Below are 16,484 nucleotides of genomic sequence, written 5' to 3' on the forward strand. Positions count from 1 at the left end.
GTTCTCGTCCTTCGTGTGCACGTGCCCCCTTCCGTCCCAGGATGCGTCCTTGTTACGACAAGGGGTGTTTCGCAAACCTCTCCGCCGCGCGTCGGCGGCCGTCCGGGGCATCCGGCATCCGGACATCCCGGGCGGGTGCCCGCACCCCGGCGGATAGGATTCAGTGCATGCCTTCGCCGACGTACTACGTTTCGACGCCCATCTACTACGTCAACGACGCCCCGCACCTGGGCCACGCCTACACCACCGTCGCCGGTGACGTGCTCACCCGCTGGCACCGCCAGCGCGGCGAGAAGGTCTGGTACCTGACGGGGACGGACGAGCACGGTCAGAAGATCATGCGGACGGCCGAGGCGAACGGCGTCACCCCGCAGGAATGGTGCGACAAGCTCGTCGGCGAGGCGTGGCAGCCGCTGTGGGAGCACCTGAACATCGCCAACGACGACTTCATCCGGACCACGCAGAAGCGGCATACGGACCGGGTGCAGGAGTTCGTGCAGGACCTGTACGACAAGGACGAGATCTACAAGGGCGGCTACGAGGGCCCGTACTGCGTGGGCTGCGAGGAGTACAAGCTTCCCGGCGACCTGGTCAAGGGCGAGGACGGCGCCGACCTGTGCGCCATCCACAAGAAGCCGGTGGAGCTCCTCAAGGAGGAGAACTACTTCTTCAAGCTGAGCGAGTACGGCCCGAAGCTCCTGGAGTTCTACGCGGCGAACCCCGGCTTCATCCAGCCCGAGTCGGCCCGCAACGAGGTGCTCAACTTCGTGAAGCAGGGCCTCCAGGACCTGTCCATCTCCCGGTCGACGTTCGACTGGGGCGTGCCCGTGCCGTGGGACCCCCAGCACGTCATCTACGTGTGGGTGGACGCGCTGCTCAACTATGCGACGGCGGTCGGCTACGGCGCCGACCAGGCCCGCTTCGAGGAGATCTTCCCGGCCGACGTGCACCTCGTCGGCAAGGACATCCTGCGCTTCCACGCGATCATCTGGCCCGCGATGCTGATGGCCAACGGCCTTCCGGTGCCGGGGAGGGTCGCGGCGAACGGCTGGCTGATGGTCGGCGGCGAGAAGATGTCGAAGTCCAATCTGACCGGCATCAAGCCGCAGGACCTCACCTCGCACTTCGGTGTGGACGCCTACCGCTGGTACTTCCTGCGGGCCATCGCCTTCGGCCAGGACGGCTCGTTCTCCTGGGAGGACTTCACCGCCCGCTACACCTCCGAACTCGCCAACGACTACGGCAACCTGGCGTCGCGCGTCGCGGCGATGGTCGGCAAGTACTTCGGCGGCGAGCTGCCCGCGCCGGCCGCCGACGCGGACGCGGAACAGGCCGTCAAGGACGGGCTCGTCCGGGCGGTCGCCGAGGCCGACCGGCGCATCGGGGACGAACTCGACTTCCAGGGCGGCATCCTGGCCGTCTTCGACTTCGTGAAGCAGGTCAACGGCTATCTCACGGAGCAGGAGCCGTGGAAGGTCGCCAAGGACGAATCCGCCGAGGGCCGGGCGCGCCTCGCGACGATCCTGTACACCGCGGCCGAGGCGCTGCGCGGCGTCGCGGTCCTGCTCAACCCGGTGATGCCGGACACCTCGCAGCAGCTGTGGGACTCGCTCGGCGCCGAGACCCCGCTCGGTGCGCTCGCCGGACAGCGGGTCCAGGACGCGGGCGTCTGGGGCACGTTGCCGCCCGGCGTGAAGGTCACCAAGGGCGCGGTGCTCTTCCCGCGCCTGGAGGAGAAGCCCGCCTGAGCGGACCCGTCCCTTCCGGTCGGGGCGCCCGCGAGACCCCTCTCCGCCCCCCTCGCGTGGCGCCCCGCACCCCGTTCTCTGCCGTTTCCGTCCACGCCTGACCGGATCGGTGGCCCATTCAACCGTTGTTGATTCGCTGTTGATCGGGCCCGACCAGACTGTGCCGGTCGGTACGCACGGGGAAGGAAAGGACAGGGAATGCCATTGCTCGCGAATCGTGTCACGGTGACCGTTCACGCCTCCGATCCGCTGAGCCGGGCCGGAGTCATCAGTCATCTGCAGCACCAGCCCACCGTCGAGGTCCTGCGCGAGACGCGTGATCCGCGCGACGGTGACGGACGGACGGCCGACCCCACCGTCGCCGTGATGCTCGTCGACCAGGTCGACGACTCGGCCTCCGCGGAGCTGCGCCGCGTCGTGCGCGGCGGCGAGCAGCGCGTGGTGCTCATCGCCCGCGAGCTGCGCGAACCCGACCTCCTGACCGTCGTCGAGTACGGCGTGCGGGCCATCCTGTGGCGCCACCAGGCCACCGAGCAGCGCCTGTTGAAGGCCGTGCACAGCGCGGCGCGCGGCGAGGGCGAGCTGCCGCCCGACCTCATCAGCCGACTGCTCGTCCAGGTCGGACGGCTCCGCCGCTCCGAGACCACCTCCGCGTCGGCCGGATCCTCCTCGGCGGCCCCCCTGTTCGGCATGGCGCCGCGCGAGGTCGATGTGCTGCGTCTGGTCGCCGAAGGCCTCGACACCCGCCAGATCTCCGAGAAGCTCGCCTACTCGGAGCGCACCGTCAAGAACATCCTGCACGCCCTGATGACCCGCCTCCAGCTCACCAACCGCGCGCACGCGGTGGCCTACGCGCTGCGCGAGGGCTACATCTAGCATCCGGACGGCGGTGCTCCACCCGTCCCGGCCGCCCCGCGATGCCCACCGATTTGGGAAATTGGCTCCATGATCCACGAAATAGACGAGGCGCTGCGGCGCATCCTGCGCGGCGGGGCACTGCCCGACGGAACGGGGGACGTCGTCTTCGAGGCGCCCACCCGTGACTGGGCGGCCCGGCGCAACACCCCCACTCTCAACGCCTATCTGTACGACATCCGCGAGGACGTGGCCCGTCGCGAACGCGGCTCGATCGCGGAGCGGGACGCCAACGGCGTGGTGCTGCGCAGGCGCCAGCCGCCGCGCTGGTACCGCCTCTCCTACCTCCTCACGGCGTGGACGAGCCGCCCCGAGGACGAACACCGGCTGCTGTCGGGCGCGTTGGCGTGTCTGCTGCCGCACGAGATGCTGCCCGACGAGTACGTGCCACCGGTCCTGGAGCCGTACAGCGTCAGCATTCCGCTGTCGGTGGCGGTGCCGCCCGCCGAGTCGCGTTCGCTCGCCGACATCTGGTCGGCGCTCGGCGGCGAGCTGAAGCCATCGCTCGACGTGGTCATCACGACGCCGTTCCCGGTCACGCCGGTGTACGACGTCGCGCCGCCGGTCACCGAGGGCGTGATCAGCGTGCGCGGACGCGACGGCGTGCCCGCCGACGCCAAGCCGCGCATGATGCGCACCAACCGGGACGGGGGCACCCGGTGAAGGACGCCGCCCGCGCGCTGCTGCTCCGCCTCGAAGAGCTCCGGGTCGCGGTCGCGGCGCTGGTGGAGTCCCGCTCCGCCGACGACCCGACGGCCCAGGACCCGTTGCGCGGCCTGTACGTCTCGCCGGACACGGCGGCCCGCCTGGCGGCGGGGCCACTGCCGCACGCCCCGGCCGAACCCGCCCTGCCCACCCAGGAGTCGGCCCCGGACCCGGCCGACCGGCTGGCACGCCTGTGCGGCGACTTCGACCTGACCGAACTCGACGCGCTGCTCCTGCTCGCCGCGCTCGCGCCCGACGTCGATCGGCGCTTCGAGGTGCTGTACGGCTACCTCAACGACGACGTGGGCCGCCGCCGCGCCTCGGTGGCCCTCGCCCTGGAACTCGCCGGGACGGGACCGTACGACCCCGAGGCGCGCGGGCGGTTCCACCCGGCCGCGCCGCTGGTCGCCAAGGGCCTGGTGACCCTGGAGGACGAGGAGCGCCCGCTGCCGGGCCGGGCGCTGCGCGTCCCGGAGCGCGTGGTGGCCCACCTCCTGGGCGACGACACGCTGGACGGCCAACTCGGCCACGCGGGCGTGGAGTTGCTGGCGCCGGGCGAGGCCGGTCCCGGCGACGGGGTCGCGGCGCGGATCGCGCTGGCCGGGCGGCCCGTCGCCGTCCATCTGCGCGAGCGGCGGGCGGGCAGCGGCGCGGACGCGGTGACCCTCGCTCTGCGCGGCGCGGGCCGCGCGGTGCTGCGCCACCGCCCCGAGCACGCCGACCACGCGGCGGCCCGCGCGCTGCTGCGCGAGGCGCGGCTGCGCGGGGCGGGCACGGCGGTGGTCGTGGAGCTGCCGGACGAGCAGCCGGGGCCGCTGGTGCGCGAGCTGGCGGCGCCGGACGTGACGGTGGTGTTCGCCGGGACCCAGCCGTACGACCCGACGTGGGCGCCGGGCGCCGCGCTCCTGGCCCTGGACGACACGGCCGCCGAGACCGACCCGCTGACGGCGTGGAGCGAGGAACTCCCCACGTACGAGGGCGACTTGGCGGAGGCGGTCGGACCGTACCGGCTCGGCGCCGGGCAGGTGCGGCGGGCCGCGCGGGGGGCGCTCGCGCTCGCCGGGTTCGAAGGGGTGCCGGTGGGTCTCGGCCATGTGCAGCGCAGCGCCCGGCTCCTGTCGGCGCCGCTGCTCGACCGGCACGCGCGCCGGGTGCGGCCGGCCGTCGGCTTCACGGACCTGGTGCTGCCGGACGAGCCGCTCGGGATGCTGCGGGAGCTGGCCGGGCGGGCCCGGCACCGCGACCGGGTGCTCGGCGAGTGGCGGCTCCGTACCGGCGGCGGGCGCGGGCGGGGCGTCGTCGCACTGTTCGCGGGCGACTCCGGTACGGGCAAGACGCTCGCGGCGGAGGTCGTGGCGGGCGAGCTGGGCCTGGACATGTACGTGGTGGACCTGTCGTCCGTGGTCGACAAGTACGTCGGCGAGACCGAGAAGAACCTGGAGAAGATCTTCGCGGAGGCGGACCGGACGGACTCGGTGCTGCTCTTCGACGAGGCGGACGCGGTGTTCGGGAAGCGGTCGGAGGTCAAGAGCTCGCACGACCGGTACGCGAACCTGGAGAGTGCGTATCTGCTCCAGCGGCTGGAGGCGTTCGACGGCATCGCGGTCCTCACGACCAACCTGCGGGCCAACATCGACGAGGCCTTCACGCGCCGGCTCGACCTGGTCGTGGACTTCCCGTTCCCCGACGTGGAGCTCCGCGCCCAGCTGTGGCGCAGCTGCCTCGCGGGGGTGCCGCAGGAGCCGGGGCTCGGGGCGGAGCTCGACCTCTGCGCGAAGGAGTTCGAGCTTGCGGGCGGGGCGATTCGCTCCGCGGCGGTCACGGCGGGGTATTTGGCTGCGGGGCGGGGGGATGCGGTGTCCCCGGGGGACGTCCGGGTCGGGGCGCGCCGGGAGTACGTCAAATCCGGCCGCCTCGTCCCCGGCACCGGCACCGCCTGGACCCCCTGACCCCGCCCCCACTCCCGCCCGCGGCCCCGCCCCGGCCGCCCGGGACGGGGCCCGTGCCCCCGACCCGGCCGCTCGGGCAGGGGCCCGTCTCCCCAACACGGCCGCTCGGGCCGGGGCCGTGCCCCCGGCCCCGTTTCCGGGCGCGGCCCGTGCCCCCAACCCGGCCGCTCGGGCGGGGCCCGTCTCCCCAACCCGGCCGCTCGGGCGGGGGCCGTGCCCCCGGCCCCGCGATCGTTCGTCTGCGGACCGTGCTCGCGTCTCGCGCAGTTCCCCGCGCCCCTGACTACTCGGTGCCGGGCGGCATGAGCATCTTCAGCCCGTCATGGGGGTCCCCCTGGCCCATAAGGCCTTGGGGGAGTTTGAGGACGAGCGCCCCCTCAGCCGGTCCGGCGTTTGAGGACGAGCGCCCTTCAGGCGCGAACGGGGTCTGGGGCGGAGCCCCAGGGGCCTGTACCTCAGCCCGTTCCATAACCCCCGGAGGGTTTCGGGAAGGGGCGGGGTGGGGCCTCCCGGGGTCTGGGGCGGAGCCCCAGGAACCCCGCCTTCGCCTGCGGACCGTGCCCGCGTCTCGCGCAGTTCCCCGCGCCCCTAAAGACGTAGGGCACCCGGCACCGAGCGGCACACCCGCGCCCACCGCGGCGGAGCCGCGCAAACGGCGCAGCCCCGCGCCCCTGTAGGGCACCCGGAGCCGCAGCCCGCGCAAAAGGCACAGCCCTGCGCCCCTAAAGACATAGGGCACCCGGCACGGAAAGGGGCTAGTTGACTACGCGCCAGCGTTGTTGGTCGGCCGGGAGGGCTCCGCAGGGGCGGACCTCCGCGACCTGCATCACCTTGTCGTTGGGGGACAGGTCGGACAGACACCAGCCCCCGTCCTTCGTGATCAGCCGGACGAACCCGTCCGCCCCCTCGATCGGCTCGATCGCCCACTTCTGGTTGGCCGTCATCTGACCGGTGGTCAGGCTCGCCTCACCCCCGGACGCCCCCCACATCTGCACCTGGTTGCCCTCACGCGTGTTGTCGGCGACAGCCCACTTCTCGGTCGAGGAGCTGAAGGCGAACTCGTTCTTCGGCAGCGGCCGCACGTACCAGTACTGGTCCCACGTGGGGTTGTTGTCGATCTCGTCCCAGGTGTAGACGTACCGGCCTTCGGGCTTCTGGTCCGTGGCCGTGGTCAGGTACTTCCCGAGCCCGGACTGGATGCGTACCAGCTTGTTCGGGTCGTACTGCGGCTTCTTCGGCCCGCCGCCACCCCCCGGCTTGGCCCCGCCGGGCTGCGGCTTGGGCTGCTGCTGGGGAGGCTGCGCCGAGGGAGCCGAGGACGGCGGGTCGGGCGCCTTCGACGGGGAGGCCGGGGCGGAGGGCAGCGGCGCCTTGGAGCCCTGCGGGAGGGGTTCCTCGCGGGCGGCCGCCTGCTCGGAGGCCTGGCTCTTGACGCCGATGTCGTGCTGGAACCAGAACACCGCGAACGCCACGGCGAGCGCCAGCAGGAGCGAGCCGACCGCGAGGAACCAGCCCGGGAAGACCGACGGCTGTACGAACGTGCCGCGCAGCTCGCTCGGCGTGGGCTCGCCGGACCTCAGGACCGAGACGGTGAACGGGTGCTGACGCACCCCGCCGAACCAGCTCACATTGGTCGCGGTCAGCTGCACCTCGGCGAAGCCGGCCCGGCCGGGGTCGACCTGGACCGCGGTGGGCAGCGCCTCCACCGTGATGGCGTCGCCGTTGTCGCGGGTGGAGAAGGACGCGGTCAGCGGCTGGTTGCCGAGGTTGTCGACGGCCACCCGGCCACGCGTGCGGCGCCGGCCGCGGAGGGTGCGCGGCACCAGCTCCGCACGGAGTTCGGCGTACGGGCCGATCGTGAGCCGGCCCTCGACGACGTCGGCGCCCCCGGGGTGCTCGCGCGGCTCGACCCGGATGCCGAACGGGTTCGGGCCCGCGACGGCGTCCGGAGTGCGCGGTGGCGCGAAGGTGATGTCGGCGGTTCCCTCCGCCCCGGGGTAGAGCCGCAGCACGGCCGGCTCGACACTCGCCCAGCCGGCGGGGTCACCGACCGGAGAGAGCCGGTACTCCTCGACGGTGTCCCCGGTATTGCGCACCCGCAGTCGTACGACGGCGCTGTCACCGGGTGCGACGGTGGTGGCGGGGGGCTCCAGGGCAGTCCACATACTCACCCCATGAGTTAAGTGGCCCCGGTGGTGAAGTACAGGGACGGAAGGGGCAGTTCCGGGGGCAGGACTGGCTGCCCGAGCGGCCATGGCAGCTCGTCGGACGCCCCACGGCGGGGGGCGCCGGAGAAGATCGAACCCGGGCGGTCGCGGGGGAACAACCGCCCGGGGGTCCTTGTACGCGGCCAGCCTCGCAGGCCGCGATCAGCAGGGCCTAACGCCCGCTAACGCGCCCGCTAACGGCCCACCTTGCCGGGCTCCTTGACCGCGCCGCCGACCAGCCAGTTGAGGGTCTTGGAGTCGGCGACGCCGGTCACCTTGAGGCCGACGTTCCGCTGGTACTCCTTGACCGCCGACGTGAGACCGCCGTCCGCCTTCATCGGCTCGCCCTTGCCCGGGTCCTTGAAGTAGGCGATGCCCTGGTTGGCGTAGCCGCGGTCACGGTCGAGGTCGACGTCGGAGATCGACGACTGGTTGGCCCACCACAGGGAGGCCGCGAGCATCCTGACCTTGAAGTTGTTCGCGCCGCTCGTCACGTCCTCCGGGCGGATGCCCTGTGCCCACATCGAGGTGAGGGTGGCCCGGCCGAGGGTGCCGTACTTCTTGTCGGTCAGCGTCAGCTGGCGGCTGGACTTCTGGTCGGCCATGACGTGCCGCTGGTAGCAGGCGAGCGAGGTCTGGGTGGCCTGGTCGATGACCGCGGCGGTCCAGCCGGCCTTCAGGGCGCACTCGTTGCCGAGCGTGGCCAGCCGGTACTGCGCGTACGTGACGATGGCGTCCGGCTTGTAGCCCATGTCCCAGACGGGGCCGACGGGGGCGTCGGCAGCCGCCTTGGGCGCCGTCTTCGGCGCGGGCGGCGGGACCGGCGGGCCGCCGCCGACCTGCGAGGCGTCACCGCCACCGGCGCCGCCGCCCGAGCCGTCGCCGGCCGGGGCCGGGGCTCCGGGCGGCACGGCGGGCGGCGCCGACGAGGGGGCCGGCGGCAGCGGCGCCTCGGCGCCCTGCGGCACGGCCTGTGCGCCGGAGCCGGACTGCATCTCGCCGGTCGCGGTGGTGACCTTCGGCTGGAAGCCGAGCCACAGCATCACGAACGCCACCGACGCCGCGACCGCCGCGCTGCCCACGACGAGCATCCAGCGCGGCACCACCGCACGCTGCTCGTAGGTGCCGTTGAGGTCGACGGTGGTGTCGTCGCCGGAGCGGCGCACCGCGACCGTCACCCGGTGGTGTTCGGTGCCGCCGGTCCAGCGGATCCGCTGGGGCCGGATGTTCAGCTTCACGAACGCGGCCCGCCCGGGGGCCACCTGGACGGAGTTGGGCGCCATCTCGCAGGTGAGCCGGTTGGCCTCGTCGCGCAGCGTCAGGGACGCCGTGAGCGCGGTGTTGCCGATGTTGTCGACGGCGACCGAGGCCCGCGCGCCGAAGCGGCCCACCAGCACCGAAGGCAGCAGTTCGGCGCGCACCTCGCTGAACGGCGCGACGGTGACCTGGCCTTCGAGGACGTCCCGTGCGCCGGGGTGCTCGCGGGGCTCCACGCGGATGCCGTACGACGCCGGGCCCGCCAGGGCGTCCGGGGAGCGCGGCGGCGCGAAGGAGATCTCGGCGACACCCTCGCTCCCGGGGTACAGGCGCAGGGTGTCGGGCTCCACCCGGGCCCAGCCCGCGGGGGCGCCGACGACCGAGAGGCGGTACTCCTCGACGGTGTCCCCGGTGTTGCGCACGCGCAGCCGTGCGGTGGCCCGCCCACCGGGATCGACGGCGACGGCGGCCGGGTCCAGAGACGTCCACATGGTCATGGGGGAAGGCTAGGGCGCGCACCCCGCGCCGCCCTGCCCTAAAGGCTCTGTCAGAGGGCAGCCCTGGCTGCACTCGTGGCCCCGCCGCTCACGCTGCCCCGCGGGCCCGACGGCTGCCCCGGCACCGGCGGCACCGCCCGCAGCAGCGACGTCAGCTCGTCGGCCTCCGCGGCGCCGCGCGTGCTGAGCAGCCGGTGCGCGGTGCGCAGCGAGGCCAGCGCGGAGAGCGCCGGTGTCTCGCCGAGGGCGAGCAGCGCACGGCCGCGGGCCGCGAGCGCGAGGCCCCGGCAGAACGGGTCACCGAGGTCGCCCTCGATGGACAGCGCCTGCGTGGCGCAGGCCGCGGCCTCACCGGGCCGCTCCCTCGCCAGCGCGCAGTGCGCCAGCCGTGCCCACGCCATCGCCTCCCACCGCAGGTCGCCGACCCACTGGTGGTGCTGGCGCGATTCGCGCAGATGGGCCGCGGCCCGCACCGGCCGGCCGCCCGCGAGCAACGCGCAGCCGATCTGGTACAGCACATGTCCGAGCGTACCCCGGTCGCCCAACTCCCGCGCAGTGCGCAGCACTTCACTGGCGGCGGACTCGGCGCGCTCCTTGTGGCCGAGCAGCATGTGGGCGCGCACCACATGGGCGAGCACCCGCACCGCCTCGCCCTTGCTGCCCAGCTCCACGAAGCGCGCGTACGCCTGCTCGAACAGGGGCAGCGCGTCGGCGGGGCGCCCCATCGCCGCGAGGATCACGGCCAGTTCGTGCGCCGCCTCCGCCTCGGTCAGCGGGTCGCAGGCGAGCGCCGCACACCGCAGGGCTTCGCGCAGGGTGCGCTCGATGCGGCGGTAGGTGTCGCCGTTCTGCTGCGGTACGACGGCGATCAGGCGTAGCGCACGGCCCGCCGAGCGGGAGTCGCCGTGGCGGTGCGCCACCGACAGGGCGAGGCGGGCCGGGCCGTGGAGTTCACCGCGCCGCGCGGTGCCGAGCACGAGGTGGGCCCAGCCGGTGAGGAGGTCGACGGCCGGGCGCAGCGCGTCGGCGCCCAGCTCCTCCCACGGGCCCTTGCCCAGGGCCTGCTCGGCGGTGTCCCGGATCAGCTGGTGCGACTCCTGGAGCCAGGCCCGCGCGGCCTCGGCGTCGGCCGGGCGGTACCCGGGCGCCTGCGGGGCGTACAGCAGGTCGGGGACGCGGCTCAGCGGGCGCAGACAGCGCACGGTGTTGCGGACGGTCGCCAGGACGTGGTCGAGGAGCCTGCGCTGGGCGGCCGGGCGCTCGGCCGCGTCGGGCGAGGCGTCGAGCACGCGCCGGGCGAAGATCCGCACCAGGTCGTGGAAGCGGTAGCGGTCCACCCCGCAGGCCTCCAGGAGACCGGCGTCGACCAGCGCCTCCAGGGCCTCCTCCGCGGCGTACTCGTCGGCGTCGAGCAGGGCGGCGGCGGTGGCCCGGCCGAAGACCGGCACGGCCGCGGCGGCGGTGAGCCGGAAGGCGCGCGCGGCGGGCCCGGCGAGCCCCTCGTAGCTGAGCCGGAACGCGGCGTCGACGCCGAGCCCGTCGGCCTCCAGTTCGTCGAGGCGGTGGCGCTCGTCGCGCAGCCGGGCCGTCAGGTCGGCCACCGCCCAGTCGGAGCGGGCGGTGAGCCGGGACGCCGCGATGCGCACGGCGAGCGGCAGCCGGCCGCAGGACGCGACGAGCCGGCGGGCCGCCTCGGGTTCGGCGCGCACCCGCTCCGCGCCCACGATCGTTTCGAGCATGCTCAGCGCGTCCTGCTCGCTCATCGCCTCCACGTCGACGATCCGCGCGCCGGGCAGGCCCACGATGCGGGTACGGCTGGTGACGAGGACGGCGCTGCCCGGGGTGCCGGGCAGCAGCGGCCTCAGCTGTGCGGTGTCGTGCGCGTTGTCGAGCAGCACGAGGACGTGGCGCCCGGCGAGCAGCGAGCGGTACAGGGCGCCGCGCTGGGCGACGTCGTCGGGCACGGCCTCCTCGGCGACGCCGAGCGAGTGGAGCAGGTGGGCGAGGACGTCCGCGCTGTCGGCGGGCTCGGCGTCGCTGCCGCGCAGATCGACGTAGAGCTGCCCGTCGGGGAAGGCCCTGCGCATGCGGTGCCCCGCCCGCACGGCGAGGGCGCTCTTGCCGACACCACCGAGCCCGGTGAGCACCCCGACCCCGGTGAACCGCCCGTCGGAGGCCTCCTGCAACAGGTCGGACACCTCCCCGAGGAACCCGACCCGGCCGGTGAAGTCCGCGATGGCGGGCGGCAGTTGAGAGGGCCGGGGGTGAACGCCCCGCTGCCCGTCCTCCGCGACGTCCACGGGGCCGGGGGCGCCGGCCGGGCGGGATGCGGCGTCCTGGCGGGGCGCGGCGGCAGGGCGGGGTGCGGCGGACCGGCGGAACTCCCATGCGGGGATGGGCTCTTGGGGCACGGCCCCGCCTGGCGGCGGCAGGGGCGTACGGGACCCAGGGCGGGTCCCCTCCGACGGCAGGGGCGCATCCTGCCGACGGGGAGCGCCCGACGAGTGGTCCTCCCCGGCCCGGCGCGCCTCCCCGGCCGAGCGGGGTGCGCCGGGGCCGCCGAGCGCGCGGGGCGGCGTGCGCGCCGCGCGGGCCCCCTCGGGCACGCGGGGGGCGCCCGGCCGCAGCCCGCCCGCCGAACCGGGGGTGCCCGACGGGCGGTGGCCGCGCGGGGGGCGGGTCAGGAGGCGGGTGTGCAGGGCGGTGAGTTCGGGGCCCGGCGGCACGCCGAGTTCGGCGTCCAGGGTGCGCCGGGTCGCCTCGTACACGGCGAACGCGTCGGCCTGCCGGCCGGCCCGGTGCAGCGCCAGCATCAGCAGGGCCTGGGTGCGTTCGCGCAGCGGGTGTTCGGCGGCGAACGCGCGGAGCGAGGCGATCGTGGCGGCGTGGCGGTCGAGGGCGAGCGCGCCGTGGAAGTGGTCCTCGCGGGCCGAGAGCCACAGCTCGGTGAGCCGGTCGCGTTCGCGCTCGGCGTGCGGACCCGGCAGACCGGCGAGCGGGCTGCCGCCCCACAGGGCGAGCGCGCCGGTCAGCTCGCGGTGGGCGGCTTCGGTGTCGCCCGCGCCGCGCAGCCGGGCCGCCTCGGCGAGCCGCGTCTCGAAGACAACGGTGTCGAGAGCCGCGGCGGGGACCCGCAGCGCGTAGCCGTCGTCCGCCGACACCAGGAGCCTGGCCGGGGTGCGCGAGGGACGGCCCGGCTCCAGGAGGGTGCGCAGGCGCGAGACGTAGGTGCGCAGGGTGCCGACGCCGCGCGGGGGCAGCCGCTCACCCCAGATCGCGTCGAGCAGCTCCGGCATGGAGACCGGGCGGCCCTCGCGCAGCAGGAGAACGGCGAGCAGGGCCCGCTGCTGGGGTGGTCCGAGCCGCAGGGGCCGGCCGTCGAGGTCGCCCTCGACGGTCCCGAGCATGCGGAACCGCAGCCCGCCGGCGACGCCGACGGCGCTGCCCACACCGCCGGGTATGCCGCCCTCGCTCGTTCCGCCGGATACCGCCACGCCGTCGCCCTCTCAGTCGTCCGGCCGAATCGTCCCCCGACGTCTGCCCTTTCGGCCCCCGGATCCTGTTCGTCCGGTCACCGGAACGCTACGCCAGGACCGCCCAGGGGCCCGCATCAGCACATGTATCGCACAGGGAGTTGGCTTGAACTGCCCCTGTATCCCTTGGGTAACCGGTCAAAAGGGCACCCTCCCTGCCCCCAAGACGGGCCTCGCGTCTCCTGCGTTCCCTCCGGGGCGCACCAAGAATCGCGAGGCGGCCGCCGGTGGGAGCGTGCCGCGCCGCGGAACCGGCGAAAACAGCCGCACCGCCCTCGGGGCGAGTTCATGCCACTCCCTCTTCGACGGGCGCCACCCCCTGGCCAGTCCGTCCGTCCGGGAGCACGCTGCTGGATGAACGGACAGCTACCGCACGCTCACCGGCCCGGACAGCGCGGGACAGCCGGCAGAGGAGCCCAGGGGGTACGTGCATGAGCGGGAGCAGGGCGGACGACCAGGCGGCCGAGGACGCCAGGCGAAGGGAAGAGCTGTTGGAGAAGGTCCGCGAGGCGAACCGGCTGAGCACCGGCCGTCCCGCGTCGCCGGAGGAGAGCGGTACGGCGACCGACACGGCGACCGAGGGCTGACCCCGCGCCGCGGTACGCGGCCGCTCCCGTGCGCACCGGGTGCGGTGCCGGACGGGGCGCCGGGCGCGGTGCCGGACGGGCGCCGGGCGCGGAACCCCTTCTCGTACCCCATCCGGCCGGGAGAACGCCCGCCGATGACCGGAAGGGCAACTCGTGCTGCCCTCGCCCACGCACCTTCTCCCCTCCCCGCGGGGGCCGTGCCGCGGGAGGCTGGAACGGTAATGGGCCGGTAGCAGCGTTTTCGGGGGCGGGACAGACACCGTGTGCAGTTCGGATGCGGGATGAGTCGTCCTCCCCGCGCACAGCACAGCCCGTCCGCCTCCGGGCGCCAGCCGACACCTCCGTCATCCAGGTAATCCAGCAACAAGGAGCAGCTTCCCGTGCCCAACTACCTGTCCCCCGGCGTCTACGTCGAGGAAGTCGCCAGCGGATCCCGCCCCATCGAAGGGGTCGGCACCTCGGTGGCCGCCTTCGTCGGGCTCGCGCCCGTCGGACCGCTCAACGAGCCGACGCTGGTGACCAACTGGTCGCAGTACGTCGCCGAGTTCGGTGAGTTCACGGACGGGTACTACCTGGCGCACTCCGTCTACGGCTTCTTCAACAACGGCGGCACCGCCGCCTACGTCGTGCGGGTCGGCGGCTCCGAGGACGGGCCGGGCCGGTCCTCGCAGCAGGCCGCCGCCCCCGCCCCGCAGGCGATCACCGCCGGCGAGGCCGTGGCGCTCGGCACGTTCAAGGTGTCCGCGATCTCGGCCGGCACCGGCGGCGGCCCGCTCACCGTCGAGGTGCAGGACGCCGAGGGCGAGGGCAACGGCGACCGCTTCAAGCTGGTCGTCAAGGACGGCGAGAGCGTCGTCGAGAACTTCGACGTCAGCGCGAAGAAGTCGGCGCGCAACTTCGTCGTCACCCAGGTCAAGCAGCGCTCCAAGACGATCTCCGTCGAGGAGGCCGTGGCCGGCGGTCAGCTGGCGAAGCCGGACGCGCAGGCCGTCACCCTGGCCCCGCCGGTCGCCGCCCCCGCGCCCGCACCCACCGGCGGCACCGTCGCCCGCCTGGAGTCCGGCCAGTTCATCGGCGACTCCGCCGACCGCACCGGCTTCGGCGGCCTGGAGGCCTTCGACGAGATCAACATGGTCGCGGTCCCCGACCTGATGGCCGCGTACCAGCAGGGCATGATCGACATGGAGCAGGTCAAGGCCGTCCAGCTCGGTCTGGTCGCGCACTGCGAGCTGATGGGCGACCGCATGGCCGTCCTCGACCCGCCGCCCGGACTCAACGCCCGTGACATCCGCAAGTGGCGGATGGAGGGCGCCGGTTACGACTCGCGCTACGCCGCCCTGTACTACCCCTGGATCAAGTCGTTCGACCCGTCCACGGGCCAGACCCGCCTGATGCCGCCGTCGGGCCACATGGCCGGCATCTGGGCGCGCAACGACTCCGAGCGCGGTGTGCACAAGGCCCCGGCCAACGAGATCGTGCGCGGCGCCGTCGACCTGGAGCTCCAGATCACCCGCGGTGAGCAGGACCTGCTCAACCCGGTCGGCGTCAACTGCATCCGCGCCTTCCCGGGCCGCGGCATCCGCGTCTGGGGCGCCCGTACCCTCGCCTCCGACCCGGCGTGGCGCTACCTGAACGTGCGGCGCTACTTCAACTACCTGGAGGAGTCGATCCTGATCGGCACCCAGTGGGTGGTGTTCGAGCCGAACGACCAGGCGCTGTGGGCCCGCATCCGCCGCAACATCTCCGCGTTCCTCGTCAACGAGTGGCGCAACGGCGCCCTGTTCGGCCAGCGCGCCGAGGACGCCTTCTACGTGAAGTGCGACGAGGAGACCAACCCGCCGGAGTCGGTCGACCTCGGCCGCGTGGTCTGCGAGATCGGCATCGCGCCCGTCAAGCCCGCCGAGTTCGTCGTGTTCCGGCTCGCCCAGTTCTCGGGCGGCGGCGGCGAGCTGGAGGAGTAGGACCCCGCCAACTCGCAGCACCCCCAGCCGATTTCGCACGAACAGGAGTAACCCAGCATGTCGCTTCAGCCCGGTGATGCGCTCACCACACACAACTTCGGCCTGCAGATCGACGGCGTCATGGTCGAGTACCTGCAGGAGGTCAGCAGCCTCTCGATGGAGCAGGACGTCATCGAGTACCAGCAGGTCTCGGCCGACGGCAAGCCGATCATCAAGAAGCTGCCCGGCGTGAAGAAGGCCGGCGAGTGCACCGTGACCCGCGGTGCCACGCAGTCCGCCACGTTCTCGGAGTGGATCAAGGAGTCCATCGACGGGAACATGGGCTCGGCGCGCAAGAACGCCTCGATCATCATGATGGACTACCAGGACAACCCGGTGAAGCGCTACCACCTGCGCAACGCCTGGTGCAACAAGGTCGAGATCAGCGCGGTCAAGGCCGGCGACGCGTCCGCCATGACCGAGCAGGTCTCCATCACCTTCGAAGAGCTGGTCATCGAGTAATGCGCCGCGAAGGTCCTGGAATCCCCGGCGGGGCGCTCCCCGGAGCCGAGGCTCCGTCCGCCCCGGGCACGGGCCCGGCGACGGGCGCGCGGGAAACCCTGCGCACCGAGTTCGAGTTCGAGCTGCCCCGCGGGTACGTCGACGGGTCGGGCACCGTGCACCGGCACGGCGCGATGCGGCTCGCCACGGCCCGCGACGAGCTGGTCCCGCTGCGGGACGTACGGGTCCGCGAGAACCCGGCGTACCTGTCGGTGGTCCTGCTGGGCCGGGTCATCACCCGGCTCGGCACGCTCGGTGATGTCCACGACGGCACGGTGGAGAACATGTTCGCCTCCGACCTGGCCTTCCTCCAGGACTTCTACCGGCAGATCAACGCGGAGGGCCACACCCGTGCGGCCGTCGCGTGCCCGCACTGCGAGCAGTCGTTCGAGGTCGAGCTGGCCGGGAGCCGCCTGGGGGAATCGTGACGTACGCGGCCGACCGGATCGAGGAGGAGACCGCGTACCTGGCCTACCACTTCCACTGGGACATGGACTCCATCCTCGATCTGGAGCATGCGGACCGGCGGGCGTACGTACGGCGGGTGGCGGCACTAGTGGAACAAGGCGAAGGGGAGCGGTGACG

12 protein-coding genes are annotated in these 16,484 nt (G+C 73.5%); 9 read left to right on the plus strand and 3 right to left on the minus strand.

Going from position 1 to position 16,484, the window contains the following annotated elements; genetic code table 11:
* Positions 1 to 167 precede the first annotated feature (167 nt).
* The 4 genes from metG to OOJ98_RS33965 all read left to right on the plus strand — a co-directional run bounded on the left by metG (position 168) and on the right by OOJ98_RS33965 (position 5,317).
* On the plus strand, positions 168 to 1,748 hold the full coding sequence (metG, locus tag OOJ98_RS33950; RefSeq protein ID WP_267058981.1) for a methionine--tRNA ligase: 1,581 nt from the start codon (positions 168 to 170) through the stop codon (positions 1,746 to 1,748).
* 198 nt (positions 1,749 to 1,946) lie between these two features.
* On the plus strand, positions 1,947 to 2,624 hold the full coding sequence (locus OOJ98_RS33955) for a response regulator transcription factor (RefSeq protein WP_267058982.1): 678 nt from the start codon (positions 1,947 to 1,949) through the stop codon (positions 2,622 to 2,624).
* Positions 2,625 to 2,693: 69 nt separating this feature from the next.
* Positions 2,694 to 3,326, plus strand: coding sequence for a DUF4255 domain-containing protein (locus OOJ98_RS33960; protein WP_267058983.1), 633 nt, complete (start codon positions 2,694 to 2,696; stop codon positions 3,324 to 3,326).
* Complete coding sequence (locus tag OOJ98_RS33965; protein WP_267058984.1) at positions 3,323 to 5,317, plus strand: ATP-binding protein; 1,995 nt, start codon at positions 3,323 to 3,325, stop codon at positions 5,315 to 5,317. Before OOJ98_RS33960 ends, OOJ98_RS33965 begins: the two co-directional genes overlap by 4 nt.
* A 755-nt stretch (positions 5,318 to 6,072) precedes the next feature.
* On the opposite strand, the gene OOJ98_RS33970 is transcribed toward OOJ98_RS33965, so the two are convergent.
* From OOJ98_RS33970 to OOJ98_RS33980, 3 genes are all read right to left on the minus strand, one after another.
* Positions 6,073 to 7,488, minus strand: coding sequence for a hypothetical protein (locus tag OOJ98_RS33970; RefSeq protein WP_267058985.1), 1,416 nt, complete (start codon positions 7,486 to 7,488; stop codon positions 6,073 to 6,075).
* A gap of 230 nt (positions 7,489 to 7,718) precedes the next feature.
* Positions 7,719 to 9,278: a peptidoglycan-binding domain-containing protein gene (locus OOJ98_RS33975; RefSeq protein ID WP_267058986.1), complete on the minus strand. Its 1,560-nt coding sequence runs from the start codon at positions 9,276 to 9,278 to the stop codon at positions 7,719 to 7,721.
* A gap of 50 nt (positions 9,279 to 9,328) precedes the next feature.
* Positions 9,329 to 12,772 (minus strand): BTAD domain-containing putative transcriptional regulator, encoded by a 3,444-nt coding sequence (locus OOJ98_RS33980; protein WP_267058987.1) that lies wholly within the window; start codon positions 12,770 to 12,772, stop codon positions 9,329 to 9,331.
* 470 nt (positions 12,773 to 13,242) lie between these two features.
* Here OOJ98_RS33980 and OOJ98_RS33985 point away from each other — a divergent pair, with 470 nt between their 5' ends.
* The 5 genes from OOJ98_RS33985 to OOJ98_RS34005 all read left to right on the plus strand — a co-directional run bounded on the left by OOJ98_RS33985 (position 13,243) and on the right by OOJ98_RS34005 (position 16,482).
* A complete protein-coding gene (locus OOJ98_RS33985) occupies positions 13,243 to 13,398 on the plus strand; it encodes a hypothetical protein (RefSeq protein WP_267058988.1) in 156 nt (51 codons plus the stop codon).
* A gap of 380 nt (positions 13,399 to 13,778) precedes the next feature.
* Positions 13,779 to 15,359, plus strand: coding sequence for a phage tail sheath subtilisin-like domain-containing protein (locus tag OOJ98_RS33990; RefSeq protein WP_267058989.1), 1,581 nt, complete (start codon positions 13,779 to 13,781; stop codon positions 15,357 to 15,359).
* A 57-nt stretch (positions 15,360 to 15,416) separates the two neighbouring features.
* Positions 15,417 to 15,860: a phage tail protein gene (locus OOJ98_RS33995; RefSeq protein WP_267058990.1), complete on the plus strand. Its 444-nt coding sequence runs from the start codon at positions 15,417 to 15,419 to the stop codon at positions 15,858 to 15,860.
* Positions 15,860 to 16,327, plus strand: coding sequence for a hypothetical protein (locus OOJ98_RS34000; protein ID WP_267058991.1), 468 nt, complete (start codon positions 15,860 to 15,862; stop codon positions 16,325 to 16,327). Before OOJ98_RS33995 ends, OOJ98_RS34000 begins: the two co-directional genes overlap by 1 nt.
* A complete protein-coding gene (locus tag OOJ98_RS34005; RefSeq protein WP_162952566.1) occupies positions 16,324 to 16,482 on the plus strand; it encodes a DUF6760 family protein in 159 nt (52 codons plus the stop codon). Before OOJ98_RS34000 ends, OOJ98_RS34005 begins: the two co-directional genes overlap by 4 nt.
* Positions 16,483 to 16,484: the final 2 nt, after the last annotated feature.

It is taken from the genome of Streptomyces sp. NBC_00083 (assembly GCF_026343295.1).
GTDB lineage: Bacteria > Actinomycetota > Actinomycetes > Streptomycetales > Streptomycetaceae > Streptomyces.

What these genes read in the sequence shown, in the direction of transcription:
- metG (WP_267058981.1), top strand. Translation starts at nt 168, where the DNA reads ATGCCTTCGCCGACGTACTACGTTTCGACGCCCATCTACTACGTCAAC.
- OOJ98_RS33955 (WP_267058982.1), top strand. Translation starts at nt 1,947, where the DNA reads ATGCCATTGCTCGCGAATCGTGTCACGGTGACCGTTCACGCCTCCGAT.
- OOJ98_RS33960 (WP_267058983.1), top strand. Translation starts at nt 2,694, where the DNA reads ATGATCCACGAAATAGACGAGGCGCTGCGGCGCATCCTGCGCGGCGGG.
- OOJ98_RS33975 (WP_267058986.1), bottom strand. Translation starts at nt 9,278, where the DNA reads ATGACCATGTGGACGTCTCTGGACCCGGCCGCCGTCGCCGTCGATCCC.
- OOJ98_RS33985 (WP_267058988.1), top strand. Translation starts at nt 13,243, where the DNA reads ATGAGCGGGAGCAGGGCGGACGACCAGGCGGCCGAGGACGCCAGGCGA.
- OOJ98_RS33995 (WP_267058990.1), top strand. Translation starts at nt 15,417, where the DNA reads ATGTCGCTTCAGCCCGGTGATGCGCTCACCACACACAACTTCGGCCTG.
- OOJ98_RS34000 (WP_267058991.1), top strand. Translation starts at nt 15,860, where the DNA reads ATGCGCCGCGAAGGTCCTGGAATCCCCGGCGGGGCGCTCCCCGGAGCC.